The sequence below is a fragment of the Trinickia acidisoli genome (assembly GCF_017315725.1).
GTDB classification, from domain to species: Bacteria; Pseudomonadota; Gammaproteobacteria; order Burkholderiales; family Burkholderiaceae; genus Trinickia; species Trinickia acidisoli.
Genome location: NZ_JAFLRG010000001.1, coordinates 962717 through 976035, shown reverse-complemented (window position 1 = coordinate 976035; position 13319 = coordinate 962717). Strand labels below are relative to the sequence as shown.

12 protein-coding genes are annotated in these 13319 nt (G+C 64.1%); 6 read left to right on the top strand and 6 right to left on the bottom strand.

The genetic code is table 11. The features are described from left to right. Window positions 1–109 precede the first annotated feature (109 nt). Window positions 110–844 (bottom strand): LbetaH domain-containing protein, encoded by a 735-nt coding sequence (locus J3485_RS04430; protein WP_242538479.1) that lies wholly within the window; start codon window positions 842–844, stop codon window positions 110–112. Between the two features lie 175 nt (window positions 845–1019). Between J3485_RS04430 and J3485_RS04425 the strand changes: the two genes are divergently transcribed. The 6 genes from J3485_RS04425 (at window position 1020) to J3485_RS04405 (ending at window position 6488) form a co-directional block, all read left to right on the top strand. After that, entirely contained in the window at window positions 1020–1589 is a 570-nt protein-coding gene (locus J3485_RS04425; RefSeq protein WP_206951348.1) for a hypothetical protein, read from the top strand. Window positions 1590–1847: 258 nt separating this feature from the next. Beyond that, window positions 1848–1967: a lariocidin family lasso peptide gene (locus J3485_RS29630; protein ID WP_445267848.1), complete on the top strand. Its 120-nt coding sequence runs from the start codon at window positions 1848–1850 to the stop codon at window positions 1965–1967. A gap of 149 nt (window positions 1968–2116) precedes the next feature. Continuing rightward, window positions 2117–2350, top strand: a complete 234-nt coding sequence (locus tag J3485_RS04420; protein WP_206951347.1) for a hypothetical protein — start codon at window positions 2117–2119, stop codon at window positions 2348–2350. Then, the gene (locus J3485_RS04415) at window positions 2340–2831 is read left to right on the top strand and encodes a lasso peptide biosynthesis protein (protein WP_206951346.1); all 492 of its coding nucleotides are present in this window, start codon (window positions 2340–2342) and stop codon (window positions 2829–2831) included. Before J3485_RS04420 ends, J3485_RS04415 begins: the two co-directional genes overlap by 11 nt. Continuing rightward, window positions 2809–4737, top strand: coding sequence for an asparagine synthase-related protein (locus J3485_RS04410; protein ID WP_206951345.1), 1929 nt, complete (start codon window positions 2809–2811; stop codon window positions 4735–4737). Before J3485_RS04415 ends, J3485_RS04410 begins: the two co-directional genes overlap by 23 nt. Next, window positions 4734–6488 carry an ABC transporter ATP-binding protein gene (locus tag J3485_RS04405; protein ID WP_206951344.1) on the top strand — a complete coding sequence of 585 codons (1755 nt, stop codon included), beginning with the start codon at window positions 4734–4736 and terminating at the stop codon, window positions 6486–6488. Before J3485_RS04410 ends, J3485_RS04405 begins: the two co-directional genes overlap by 4 nt. Here J3485_RS04405 and J3485_RS04400 read toward each other — a convergent pair. Genes J3485_RS04400 through J3485_RS04380 form a run of 5 tightly spaced genes read right to left on the bottom strand, consistent with a single transcriptional unit; the run spans window position 6427 to window position 13285 of the window. Further along, a complete protein-coding gene (locus J3485_RS04400; protein WP_206951343.1) occupies window positions 6427–7701 on the bottom strand; it encodes a glycosyltransferase WbuB in 1275 nt (424 codons plus the stop codon). The two genes, J3485_RS04405 and J3485_RS04400, sit on opposite strands and share 62 nt — an antisense overlap. Further along, window positions 7698–8885: a glycosyltransferase family 4 protein gene (locus tag J3485_RS04395; RefSeq protein WP_206951342.1), complete on the bottom strand. Its 1188-nt coding sequence runs from the start codon at window positions 8883–8885 to the stop codon at window positions 7698–7700. Before J3485_RS04395 ends, J3485_RS04400 begins: the two co-directional genes overlap by 4 nt. A 6-nt stretch (window positions 8886–8891) precedes the next feature. After that, entirely contained in the window at window positions 8892–9845 is a 954-nt protein-coding gene (locus tag J3485_RS04390; protein ID WP_206951341.1) for a GDP-L-fucose synthase family protein, read from the bottom strand. 10 nt (window positions 9846–9855) lie between these two features. After that, entirely contained in the window at window positions 9856–10983 is a 1128-nt protein-coding gene (gene gmd, locus J3485_RS04385; protein ID WP_206951339.1) for a GDP-mannose 4,6-dehydratase, read from the bottom strand. 58 nt (window positions 10984–11041) lie between these two features. Continuing rightward, window positions 11042–13285 (bottom strand): polysaccharide biosynthesis tyrosine autokinase, encoded by a 2244-nt coding sequence (locus tag J3485_RS04380; protein WP_206951338.1) that lies wholly within the window; start codon window positions 13283–13285, stop codon window positions 11042–11044. Window positions 13286–13319 lie beyond the last annotated feature (34 nt).

Genomic DNA, 13319 nt, shown 5'->3' with positions numbered 1-13319 from the left:
ACAAGATTTCGGCGCTTACCGCCACGGCGACGTAAGCTCGCATCGAGCTTGCGGTCGCGCGCGAAGCGCGGCCGGCGCAACGCGCGCGCAGGTCGGCGATAACGGCGCATCAACTTTCGGAGGGAAAGCGAGGGCGAATGAAGCGGCAGGGATTGCCGCCGTAGACGCCGCCGGGCGCGAGCGAGCGATGGACGACCGAGAGCGGTGTCACGAGGGCCGAGCGTCCGATGCGCACGCCCATCTGCACGACGCATTTCGAGGTAATCCAAACGCCGTCCTCGATAACGATCGGCGCGACGCGCAGGTCCATCGTCGCGGCGGCATCGTGCGAACCCGTCGTCAGAAACGCGCCTTGCGACAGGCACACGTGCGAGCCGAGGCGGATCGGCGCTTGATTGTAGAGCCAGACGTCGACGCCGAACCAGCAGTGATCCCCCACTTCGAGATTCCACGGCGCCTTCACGCGCAACGGATGTACAAAACGGCAACCCGTACCGATCTTCGCGCCGAACAGCCGCAGCAGTGCGATGCGCAGCGCCGAGCTGGGATTGAGCTTGTTGTTGACGACACACGCCTCCAACACGAACCACAGGGCTTGCACGAGCAACCCGCGCCCCGCGACGCAGTTGCCCTTCCCGGCTCGACCGAGGTCGATGACGGGGATGGGTTCGGCGTTCGCGTTCGGATCTGCTTCGACGTTTGCATCCGCGTTTGCAGGGCGGTCGCCGACCAACGTGCGGCGTATGCCGGTCGTGCTCGATGCGTCAGACGAAAGAGGTTCGAGCCTCACGCTGATCCGCCTGCCCTGGGTGGCATGCTCGACGGATTCGATCGGGCGGTTCATATCGGTTCGCACCACCATGTTTCGTGCTGATTTCAGCGACGATTATCGTGCGCGAGACGCGCCTTTGCGTGCAACGGCCCCGGCGGATGGCGGCGGCCGACGGTGTTTTGGCGGGGCGTGCAGCAGCCCGCGCGCGAGCATGAGAAGCGTGCCAATGGGAGCAATGGAGGCGACCGTGACGACCGGTTGTCGAAGGGTGTGGCCAGCGCTGCTTGGGCCGCTGCTTCGCGCGCTGCTGGGTGCGGCGCTCGGTGTATGGCTCGGCACCGCGGGCACGCTCTGCGCCCAAGCACAGCAGAATGCGAACGTCCCTGCCGGCACCAACGGGCAAGCGCAACGGACAACGCCCGAGGACAGCGATGCGGCCGCGCGAGCCGAGGCGGATCGACTCGAAGCGGTAGGCGGCGACCCCGAGGCGCTGCTCGGCGCACCGGCGCCCCCGGGCGATCCTTACAGCGCGGCCTTCGATTCGCCAGAACGTACCGAGCAAGCGCTGACCGGCACGGAACAGGTGCCGCGCGGCGCGCTGGCGGGAGGCCGCTATGGGCCGCAGCCGGCCGCTAAGGTCGGCGCGCGGCCGCTCGTAGCGGCGGGGGGTGGCAACGGCAACGATGACCCGCGTAAGCCCTATGCCAACAAGGCCGACCCCGGCTCGCAAACGCCGCTGGGCTCGGCGCTGTCGATCTATCACGGCTCGGGCGACGTCGGGAAGGCGGTAGGACAGGTCTATAAGATGCCCTGGTAATCGCTAGGCTTTAGGGAAACTTGAAAATACGAATAAATAGGACTGCTTCCGAGTACCTCAATATTTTTATGATTTACCCCGCATTTCCATCGGGCACGCACGCGCGGGCATACGGAAATTTCGGTTCCATTTCTCAATAGAAGAATAACTCCACCATCCGTTATAGCCTTTCGTTTTTATTACACGGACAATCGAACCGTCTCACGAACTGCATCGCATTCGTGAGACGCTCATTCACTTACTTATTGCGGAGTCATTATGATTGCCACCTCGATTACGCCAACGAAAATCATCGCCTATGGCTCGTTCCTCTCGGTCATCCTATCCAAGAAATCTCGTCCCGGCGACGGCATGTTCGGACGTGGCCTGAAAGGATAGTTATCTTCAACCACATTGCTGGCTAACTGCTCTCCTCCTGGGCGAATGATTTCTCTCTGTTCGCCCGAGCCGCGTACTGTTCAACGAACATGCCGACAACTTACGACACGCCGCCCGAGACGCGGTTTTCGATCGCGACGACCGACCACTTGACCCTCGACAACGAGCTCATCGTATTCAGCGCCAAACATCAGCAATATTTTGGTATCGAAGGTGCGGGGCGCTCGGTTTGGGACGTGCTCGACTGGAAATGTCCGCCCATGTCCGAGTCTGAGATCGTTGAACTCATCGTCGGAGAGCAGCGTGCTTCCGACGATGCCGCAGCGCTCATTCGAGAAGCGATTCATCTGCTGCTCGATTTGGGAGTACTCCGTGAAGCATGACGTGCCAATGATATTGGCTCTGCACGGGCTCGTGCGAGCGATCTTGACGAATCATTCGATAGAAGACGGTTATCTAATCATCTGCAAGTCTCTTTTTCCCTCATTTATCTTCAGAACCACGACATATGTACAAGGAACTGATTCCGTCGATCTGCAGAGCATATGCGATGCAATCTATCGTCTCGACGAAAGCGAACTCAGCTATGCATCTTGCTACTCCGCGTGCATGGTTGCGCAGATCGTCGCAATGACATACGGCATCCCCGCCGAAATCATTGTTGGCATCAAAAAACAGGACAAGAAGCTCCTCGGTCACGCATGGCTCGAGTACGCGGCCAATGGGCGCACGCAGATCGTCAACCCCCGAGGCGCCGATCCCCGCGACTTTACCGAGATCAAGCGACTTACCCCCGAAACCACCATTCAAACCTGGATGAAGGAACGTGCGATTCTGGACAATGCTCCTACGGTATACGCGTGAAGACACGCAACGCTATGTCGAAGCGCTGCTCTCGCAGTTCGAGGCAGTCGAGGTCGACGCGCTACGCCGCATGGACAGCCCCGGCGGGACCCTGCTGCAAATCGACACATTGCTGAAGCCCGCCCATTACCCCCGTTGCGCCCGCTACGTCCATCACACCCAACGCCCGCGCGCGATGCCGCTCGTCGGCAACGTCGCCTATACGGGCTGGGCGCGCGATACCTCAGACGGCCGCCTCTATTCCGCGCTCAGGGACGATGTCATCGCCACCGCACCCTCCGCGCAGTTGCTCATCGGCGAGTTCAGTTTCGCGAGCCTGAGCGCGGACACCGCCACCGCCGCCACCGATCACTATGCAACGCATCCCGTCTACTACTATCGCGGCGCGGGCAATCGTCTCATCGTTGCAAGCGATTTACGGCTGATCCTCATCGCGCCGCAAGTGGACGTCGCCGTCAGCGAACCGGCCTGCCGCTATTTCCTGAGCCACACACTGATGGTCGGCGAAAACGAATCGCCCGAGGGCATGACGTTTTTCAACGGCATCAAGAAGCTTTCCCCCAGCGGCATGCTGACGGTCGACCGCCGCACAGGCGATGTCGCCGTCAGCGCACGCGCCGATGCGCTCGTGCCTGAAAACGTCGACAAAATCGGCCGGCGCGATTACGTCGATGCATTCAAACAAACGCTCGATCAATGCGTGGGGGACCGCCTCGCCTCAGGCGCGAGTGCGTTGCTGCTGAGCGGTGGCATCGATTCAAGCACGGTGCTCGGCGCATGCCTTGCCTCGAACCATCCGCCGCCGATGTCCATCACGATGAGCTTCAACGATGCAGACCTCGTCATGAGCCAAGACGACAAGCTGCTCGAAGCCCTGTTTGCGCAGCGCGATTTGCCGCATCGGATGCTCTATGCGGATCATCTGCTCCGGCTGCCGTCCGAGGCCGATCGGCCCGTGTGGGTCGACGGTCCCGACACTTGCGCCAATCCCTTGATCAAGGAGGCATACGCCTATTTGGTCCAGCAAAACACACCGCCGGGACTCGTCATGACGGGCGAAGGGGGCGACGCGATACTCGGCGAATCGATGCACGAATGTATCGTCGACTCGATCCGGGCCGAACACGGTATCCGCGCGGCACATCGCTACCTGACCGAGAATTGCGGCCATCGCCCGCGCTCGCGTGCCTACTATCGGCACCTGCTGAACTCAGTCTGCCCAGCGCTGGCGTATCTGGATTGGCGACGCGGCGCTCGCGCGCCGGACCGGCTCGCCGCACCGCCCTACCTCGCGCCGGCGTTGTCGTCCATAGCACGCGAACACGCCGCGACACCGCCTCGCTCGCCGCGTTTCAGGTTCGTGGGGCACCATGCGACGCACGCAATGCTGTTCCCGCGCGCGTCGTACTTCGATTCGCTCAATACGCTCTGCGTGCATTCCCATCCGTTCCTCGATCCTCGAATGATCGCATTCGCGCTGTCCACCCCACCGCACGTCCATCACGACTATCAGCGGCTGGACCGCGCCAACCCGTACGCCGTATCGAAACGGCTCGCGCGCGCCGCCTATCGAGACCAGCTCCCGGATTTCATCCACGGCAAGACGCACAAGACGAGCTATGCGCTGATGGCGCGACGCATGTTTCACAACAGCGCCGCGGCGCTGTATCGCTTGACGGAAAAGCCAATGTTGCTCCATCGAAGCGGGCTCGTCGATCAACCGTCGTTCCGGCGGCATCTGCTCGCCTACATCGTCGCGACGGAAGATCCGAACGCCGATCTCGGCACTCACTATCACTTCATCCGTGGAGTCGCCGACCTCGAAGCATGGCTGCGCCGATTCTCGCGTCCACGCACGCAACTCGCTGCGGATCTATCGATCCGTCCACTGTGCGCGCTCCTATGACGAATCGCTTTACCTCGTTGAGTCGCAACCTGTTCGATTCGTTGTCGCTGATGAGGCGCGCGGCGCCGCGCGCGTTCTACTCGACCATTGCACTGAACGCGATGGCCGGCCTCGTTCCTGCCGCGCTCATATACTTTTCGGCGCAACTCATTTCGAGGTTGTCGGCCGGCCATCCCGTCGCCACCGTTGGCTCACTGATCATCGCTTACGTTTTGCTGAGCGCCATGGGTGACAGCCTGTCCACCATCTCGAGCTTCGTGCTCGACACGCTGCGCGATGCCGTGCGCATGATATTGAAGGCCGACGTCAACCGCGTGGTATCGACCTTTCCGGATCTGAGCGTGCACGAAGACAAAACGCTGCGCGAAACAGCTGTCCTTTGCGCCGGCGCCGGCGACGCGATTGGCGACCTTGTCGGCCACCTCTATGCCGTCAGCCTCGGCGTCGTGCTGATCATTCCCGTCACGCTGATGACAGGTGCGACTGCTTGGTGGATACCATGTCTGATGCTCGCCGGCATGGCGCCGTTCATGCTGCTTCGCGCAAGGGCCGAGCACGCGAGTTGGGACGTGCAGGAAAGCTACGCATCCACGTTCAACGAATTGCGCATTCTCGAACGCGTCCTGACACAACCGGAGTTCGCCAAGGACTTGCGCGTGTATGACATGCAGGCGCCGCTGCTCGCGCGATGGCGCAATCGGTACGGCGCGTATTTGGTCACGGCGCGGCAGGTCCGCACGCGCAATGCAATCAAGCTGACGTTCGCATCGCTGATTGCGGGCATTTGCCTGGGCATACCGTTGTACGCGATTGCCGCCGGCTTCCATGACGGACGCTTCGGCGTTGCCGATCTCGCCATTTTTCTCGGGGCGCTCGTTCAGCTACGTGACGGACTCGCAGCGATCGTCTACAACGTTGGCGATCTGCTCGGCGTTTGCTACAGTATGCGGCCCTATCGAGCGCTGCTGGCCGAGCATGCTTCGCGCAAACAGAACGAGCGACCGAGCACGACCGAGGCAGAACGCGCATCGCACGGCGCACCAGCCCTGAGGCTGTCAGCCGTCGCTTTTCGTTACCGCGATGCACACGAGCACGCGTTGCGTCACATCGACTTGCACGTTCGCCACGGCGAAACGGTGGCGCTCGTCGGAGACAACGGCGCCGGGAAATCGAGCCTCATGAAATTGCTCGCCGGCTTTTACGAGCCGACACAGGGCACGCTCGAATGGGGACGATCGGACGGCCGTCGGCCGGGCATCGTCGCCGTCTTCCAAGACTTCGCCCGCTTTCCGCTGAGCGCGCGCGACAACCTAGCGCAAGGCGAACGCAACGACAGCGCCCTACGCGAAGCGTTGCGAGCCGTCGGACTGCATGATCTGGCCGCGCAGCCCGACACGCCGTTGACGATGGAAGTGGAAGACGGCGTCGATCTCTCCGGCGGGCAATGGCAACGGCTCGCGATTGCCCGCGCACTCGTACACGCTCGCGACGCAGACGTCCTGCTCTTCGACGAACCGACGTCCGCGCTCGACCCCGAATCGGAAGCCGACGTCATGCGTCTCGTCTTGGCGGCCGCAACCGGCAAGACGATGCTCATCGTCAGCCATCGCCTCGCGCTGACGCGCTTCGTCGACCGCATTGTCGTGCTCGAGCGCGGACAGATCGTCGAAAGCGGAACGCACGACGCGCTCATCGAGGCGGACGGAAAGTACGCGCGGATGTTTCAGTCTCAGGCCCAGTTCTATCGATGAGCGCCCCATACAACCGCTGCTCCAGCCGCTCCATCACCGCATCGGGCGAGAACGCCTGCATCGCATAGCGCCTCGCGGATTCGCCCAGGCGCGCACGCATCTGCGCATCGTCGGCCACCGCCTCGATCGCGCGTGCAAGCGCCGGCCCGTCGTCGGGCTCCACCACAACCGCGCGCCCCGCCAGGGTGTCCGCAAGCTGCGTCCCCTCACGCGCCATCGCGACGATCGCACGCCCGCTCGCCATCATCCCCGCCAGCTTCGACGGCATCACGAGATCGGCGGCGTCGGCGCGCTGCGGCAGCACGTGCACGTCCGCAACGTTGAGTAGCTCGTTGAGTTGCGCCGCGGGCTGCAGCCCGATCAGCACGCAATTGGCAAGGCCCGCGCATTGCCGCGCCACTTCCTCGCGCAACAACCCGTCTCCGCAGAACACGAAGCGGATATCCGTGCGCCGCTCGAGCAACGCAGCGGCCGATACGAGATGTTCGAGCCCTTGCTTCGCACCCATGTTGCCCGCGTAGAGCACCACCTTCTCGTCGTCCGATATGCCGAGCGTCTGCCGATACACGCTGGCCCGATCGAGCGGCCGGATGGTCGTCACGTCGACCCAATTGGGCAGACACAGCACGCGCGACGGCTCCACGCCAAGCATCAGCAGCCGCTCCACCATCTTCGGCGAAATCGACGAGACGACGTCGAATCGATGCAGCACGGCCCGTTCAAACGCATGCGCCACACGCGCCGCATGCGGCTGCACGAGCAAGCCCAGCCCGAACGCGGCGTCGACTTCGAAGTCCTGCACGTGCAGCCACGCCCGTGCCCGCGTCGCGTGCGCGAGCGCCAGCGCCGCCGGCGCGCACAGCAGCGTCGGCGCGATCGCGATCACGACGTCGGGGTGCCAGCGCCATTGTGCGAGCATCGGCAGAATCGAGGTCAGTGCAAACGACGCCAGGTGAGCCACGCGCGTCGCTCCGCGCGGATGCGACGGTACCCAGAGCGGCGCGCGACGCACCGTGACGCCGCCCCGAACTTCGCGGCCGTAGCGCCACGCCGACCATCCCGCCGCAACCCGCCAAGCCGGGTAATACGGCGGCGCGCAAACGACATGAACCTCATGTCCGCGCGCGGCCAGCGCCTCGGCCATTTCGGCCGTGTATTTGCCCGTTCCCGTCAGTTCGGGCGCGTAATTGAGGCCATAGAGGAGCAGCTTCATCGTCCGATACCGCTCGCACGCGAAGCCGTGCAGCCGTCGCGGGGCTCGCCGAGCATCGTCACGCAGCCGCGCTCGATGTTCACCGCCGCCGAGCGCGGGTCGAAGCGCGCGATGCGCGACATGCAGGCGCGCGCCGTGCGCTGCGCATCGCCGAAACGCGCGATCGCATCGATCAACGTGCGCGCAAGGGCCTCGATATCGCCCGCCGGAAACGAGCATCCCGTCTCGCCCTCGACGATCAACTCGGGCATACAACCGCACCGATCGCTGACGACGGCCGGGCAGCCATGGCTCAACGCTTCGTTGACGACGAGCCCCCACGGCTCGCTATGACTCGGCAGCACGAGGCAGGTCGCGCCGAAGTATTCGCGCGACAACGGTTCGTCCTGCTGGCTGCCGACGAAGCGCACGGCATCGCTCAAGCCGAGCGCGATCACACGCTCGTCGAGCGCATCGTGGAGCACACCGGTGCCGACGATGCGCAGCGTCGCATCGGGCAACGCTTCGCGTACGCGCACGAACGCATCGAGCAGCGTGCCGATGCCTTTCTCTTCCGACAAGCGGCCGACATAGAGCAGCACGGGCGCGGCGTCGCGCCGCGCCGCCAAGCGCTCGTCGAGGGCACGTTCGGGCAGAAACGAGCGCGGCAGCGCGGCGGCTTGGCACGGCACGAAGATCCGCTCGCGCTTGGCGCCGAGCGACATCAAGTACTCGCGGCTGCGTTCGCCGAAGCCGAAGTAGCCGTCGCACAGCGAAAAGAAGATGCGCTTCGGAATCGACGTCATGAGCCGGCGCGGCCGGTCGAGCGCAGTCGAATCGCAAAACACGGCGCGCCGCTTGCGCGTCACGATGCACGCGGCGAGCATCGCCCAATATTCGGGCCGATGGTAGCCGGGCAACACGACGAGCTCCGATTTCGTCTTCAACACTTCCGACGTGAGCCGCGCGATCATCCGCCATGTCGGTACGTCGTCGTAGCATCCGTCGAACAACTTGCGCATCGGATAGCGATGGAACGAGTAGTCGACGTCGGAGAAGCCGAGGCGTTCTGTCTCCGTATCGGCGATCTGCACCATCGCGTAGCGAATCGTGCCCGACGCCGACAGGTTGTAGAGCGCCGTGAACACGGCCCCTTTGTGGCGCGACCAGACGACGTTGTGAAAGATCGTCACTGTGGCTGTCATGCTGGCTCATCCGTTCGAAGCCGCATCGAGCATGCGATGCTGCGCGGCATATTGCGCATAAGTGGCGCGAATACCATCGGTCAAGCCGATCCTCGCGCGCCACCCCCTGTCCGTCAGCAGGGATACGTCGAGCAGTTTGCGCGGCGTCCCGTCCGGCTTCGTTCGATCGAAGATCAATTCGCCGCGAAAGCCGACGACCGCGGCGATGCGCTGTGCCAGTTCGCGGATGGTGAGGTCGGTGCCGACACCCACGTTGAACACGCCGTCGCTCACCTCATGCTCGAGTACGAACCGCGTCGCGGCCGCTAAGTCGTCGACGTGCAAGAACTCGCGGCGCGGCTCGCCGGTGCCCCACACGGTCAGCGTCGCCGCCTGCGCGAGCTTCGCCTCGTGCGCCTTGCGAAGCAGCGCCGGCAGCACGTGGCTGCCGGCTGGGTCGTAGTTGTCGTTCGGGCCGTAGAGATTGGTCGGCATCAACGCGACATAGCGCGTGCCGTACTGGCGGTTGTAGGCCTCGCACAGTTTGAGGCCCGCGATCTTCGCGATCGCGTAGGGCTCGTTCGTCGGCTCCAACGCGCTGCTCAGCAGATATGCCTCGCGAATCGGTTGTGGACACAGCTTCGGATAAATGCACGACGAGCCGAAGAACACGAGGCGCTCGACGCCCGCTCGGCGAGCGGCGTCGATCACGTTCGTCTCGATCGCAAGGTTCTCGTAGATGAAGGTTGCGGGCTTCGTCGAATTGGCCAGAATGCCGCCGACACGCGCCGCGGCCAGCAGCACGACGTCGACGCGCTCGTCGGCGAAGAACGCGCGCACGGCACGTTGATCCGTCAAATCGAGCGTTGCATGATCGCGCGTGACGAGATTGCGATAACCGTGCGATGCGAACTCCCGCACGAGCGCGGAACCCACCATGCCGCGGTGGCCGGCGACGAAGATGCGCGTGTGCGAATTCATCGTCTCGCTCTCACTCGTGATGCTCGAGCGTCTTGAAGCCGGCCATCGTCACGAGCGCGTCACGCCGCGCGATCTGATAGTCGGCCAGCGCCATCTCGCGCACGAGCGCGGCAAACGGCGTGCGTGGCTGCCAGCCGAGGTTTTCGCGCGCCTTCGAACAATCGCCGAGCAGGGTTTGAACCTCGGTCGGCCGAAAATAGCGCGGGTCGACGCGCACGATGACGTCGCCGGGCGACACGCGTGTCTCGCGGCTGTCCACGTGTTCGACGAAGGCCACTTCATCGAGCCCGCTCCCTTCGAACCGCACGACGATGCCGAGTTCGGCCGCCGCGCGCTGCACGAATTCGCGGACGCTGTACTGCTCGCCCGTCGCGATGACGTAATCTTCGGGCACCGCTTGCTGCAGCATCAGCCATTGCATCTCGACGTAGTCGCGCGCATGCCCCCAGTCGCGCAACGCGGACAAGTTGCCGAGATAAAGCTCGCGCTGCAGCCCGACGGCGATGCGCGCCAGCGCCCGCGTGATCTTGCGCGTCACGAACGTCTCGCCGCGCACGGGCGATTCGTGGTTGAACAAGATCCCGTTGCAGGCATAGATGCCGTACGCCTCGCGATAGTTGACGGTGGTCCAATAGGCGAACAGCTTGGCCACTGCATAAGGGCTGCGCGGATAGAACGGCGTGCTTTCGCGCTGCGGCGTTTCCTGCACGAGCCCGAACAACTCGGACGTCGATGCCTGATAAAAGCGCGTGCGCTGATGGCAGCCCAGCATGCGGATCGCCTCGAGGATGCGCAGCGCGCCGAGCCCGTCGGCGTTGGCCGTGTACTCGGGCTCGTCGAACGACACGGCCACGTGACTCTGCGCCGCGAGGTTATAGATCTCGTCGGGCTCGACGATTTGAATGACGCGCAAGAGGCTCGTGGAATCGGTCAAGTCTCCATGATGCAGATGCAATTGCCGATCGGCATCGCCGACCTCATGCGGATCGTGATAAAGGTGATCGATCCGATCGGTATTGAAAAGCGAGGTACGACGCTTCAGGCCGTGCACCTCGTAGCCTTTGTCGAGCAGCAACTCGGCCAGATACGCGCCGTCCTGCCCCGTCACGCCCGTGATCAATGCGACCTTGCGTTTCATTCGTCGATCCTCGTCAGTCGTCGACATGCGCAGCCTGCCGCACGCCGCGTCGATGTGGTCATTCGGCAATGCTGTCGTAGCCGTAGTACCCCCCTTTGTAAGACCCTCCGAGCAGCGGCATGGCCGGCGGCACGTCGGTCAGCAGCACGCCCTTCAAGTTCACGCCGCCCGTCTCGAGCCGTTTGGCCGTTTCCTCGATCTCGCCGATCGGATGCCGGCCATAGCGCACGACGAGCAGCGTCGTGCCCGCGTACTTGCCGATCAGCGTCGAATCCGTGACGGCGAGCACGGGCGGGGTGTCGATGATGACGAGGTCGTAGCGGCGCGAGAGCGCCTCGAGCACTTCGCGGAAGCGATCGCTCATCAAGAGCTCGGACGGATGCGCCGGCAGCGAACCCTTCGCCAGCACGTCGAGCCCCGGCAGCACTTCGCGCGCGATCGCGGCTTCCGGGTCGCCGCCGCGCAGCACGTCCGAGAGCCCCGGCTGATGCCGCACGCCGAAGTGCGAATGGACTTCGCCGCGCCGCATGTCGCCGTCGATGACGAGCACGCGTTTGCCGGCCGACGCGACGAGCGCGGAGAGGTTGACCGACAGGAACGACTTGCCCGCGTCGGGGCGCGAGCCCGTCAGCATGACAATGTTGTTCGGCGCCTGATCGAGCGAGAGCTGCAGCGACGTGCGCAGGCTGCGCACGCCCTCGACGGCAATGTCCTGCGGCGACTGCGCGGCCAGCACGTGGAGTCCCTGGCGGCGCATCATGACGTTTTGCTGAAGCCGCAACTGCAAGCCGCTGCGCGGCACGACGGCGAACACGGGCACGCCGAGCGCGCCCTCGATCTCGTCGGCGCGCTCGACGCCGCCATAGAGCGACTTCCTCACGAAGGCAGCGACGATACCGATGAACACCCCGCCGCCGAACGCGATGAAGATGACGAGGAAGCGCCTAGGCCAGATCGGCTTATCGGGCGTCTCCGCGAAATCGACGACGCGCACGTTGCCCACTTGCCCCGCCTTCGCGACGCGCAACTCCTGCGCGCTATTGAGCATGTTCGTATAGAGCTCGGTATCGACGCGCACGTCGCGCAGCAGACGCAGCGCCGTTTGTTCCGTATCGGGCAACGCGGCGACGCTCTTGGTCATCTCCGATTGCGCGCCCTTGAGCTGCGCGATCTGCGCGTCGAGCGCGGCGACGGCCGGATGGCTCGACGTGAAGCGCTGCGAGAGATCGGCGCGCTGACGCTCCAGGTCGGCCAGCTTCGTCTTGTTGTCGACGACCTGTTGCAGCAGCAGCCGGCTTTCCTCGCTCAGATCGACGGTGCCGTGATTGTTGCGGAACGTGTTGTAGCGATCTTCGGCCGCGTCCAGTTCGCGCCGCAGCTTCGGAAGCTGTTGATCGAGAAATGCGAGCGTGTGCTCGGCCTCGGCGGAGCGACGATCGACGTCTTGCTTGATGAAATGCCGCGCGATGCCGTTGACGACGTCGGCCGTCAGCGCCGGGTTCGCGCCTTGCAGGACCAGCGCGATGACGCCCGACTGCAGTGCCGTTTCTTTCACGGAGAGTTGCTTTTGCAAGCGCTCGACCGTATCGAGCGTCGACGAGCGCGCGAGATCGAAGCGCGTGCCCGGGCGGCTCGTCAGACGATCGACGTGCACGCGCACGGTGCCCGCCGCCGTTGCGCCCGTCACGTCTTCGCCGACGCGCCCGCTCGCGATCGCGATGCCGTCGGGATCGCTGAGCGAAAACGCGCCGTCCTCGCCCGCCGTCAGCGTGAACGTTTTGCCGAACAGCGCGCTCGGCACGTCGAGGCTCGCCACGTCGATCTTCTCGTTGCCCCAGGCGAAGCCTCCGAGGTCCATGAACGGCGGCATCGTGAAGCCGAATTTGCCCGTCGTCAGCGCCGTCAGCAAATGGCCGACGACGGGCGGCGTATGCGGCGCCGCATCGATGTCCAGACGCAGGTCGCGCACGGTCGCCTCGGTCACGAGCCGCGACTTGAGCAGCTCGATCTGCGCGGCCGTCGTCGCCTTCGTCTCGAACATGCGCGAGAGCGGCTCGATTTGCTGCCGCATATCGGCGGCCGCGCCGTTGTCGGCGTTCGGGGTGTCCTCGACTTGAATGATCGCGTTGGCCTCGTACACGGGCCGCGCAAGAAACGCATAGGCCGAACCGAGCGCCGTCACGGCCAGTGTGATCGTTGCGATCAGCCGCCAGTTGGTCGCGATCGACTGGAGATAGTCCGATAGGCGAAGCTCGTCGCCCGACGCGAAATCCGTGTAGCGATGCTCGAAATTCATAGCCATAGTGGTCGCTCGCATCGTTGGCGCGCCGCCGCGC

Coding starts and splice junctions, on each gene's coding strand:
- J3485_RS04410 (WP_206951345.1), top strand. CDS start 2,809: ATGCTCCTACGGTATACGCGTGAAGACACGCAACGCTATGTCGAAGCG.
- J3485_RS04395 (WP_206951342.1), bottom strand. CDS start 8,885: ATGACAGCCACAGTGACGATCTTTCACAACGTCGTCTGGTCGCGCCAC.
- J3485_RS04405 (WP_206951344.1), top strand. CDS start 4,734: ATGACGAATCGCTTTACCTCGTTGAGTCGCAACCTGTTCGATTCGTTG.
- J3485_RS04400 (WP_206951343.1), bottom strand. CDS start 7,701: ATGAAGCTGCTCCTCTATGGCCTCAATTACGCGCCCGAACTGACGGGA.
- J3485_RS29630 (WP_445267848.1), top strand. CDS start 1,848: ATGATTGCCACCTCGATTACGCCAACGAAAATCATCGCCTATGGCTCG.
- gmd (WP_206951339.1), bottom strand. CDS start 10,983: ATGAAACGCAAGGTCGCATTGATCACGGGCGTGACGGGGCAGGACGGC.
- J3485_RS04380 (WP_206951338.1), bottom strand. CDS start 13,285: ATGGCTATGAATTTCGAGCATCGCTACACGGATTTCGCGTCGGGCGAC.
- J3485_RS04430 (WP_242538479.1), bottom strand. CDS start 844: ATGAACCGCCCGATCGAATCCGTCGAGCATGCCACCCAGGGCAGGCGG.
- J3485_RS04390 (WP_206951341.1), bottom strand. CDS start 9,845: ATGAATTCGCACACGCGCATCTTCGTCGCCGGCCACCGCGGCATGGTG.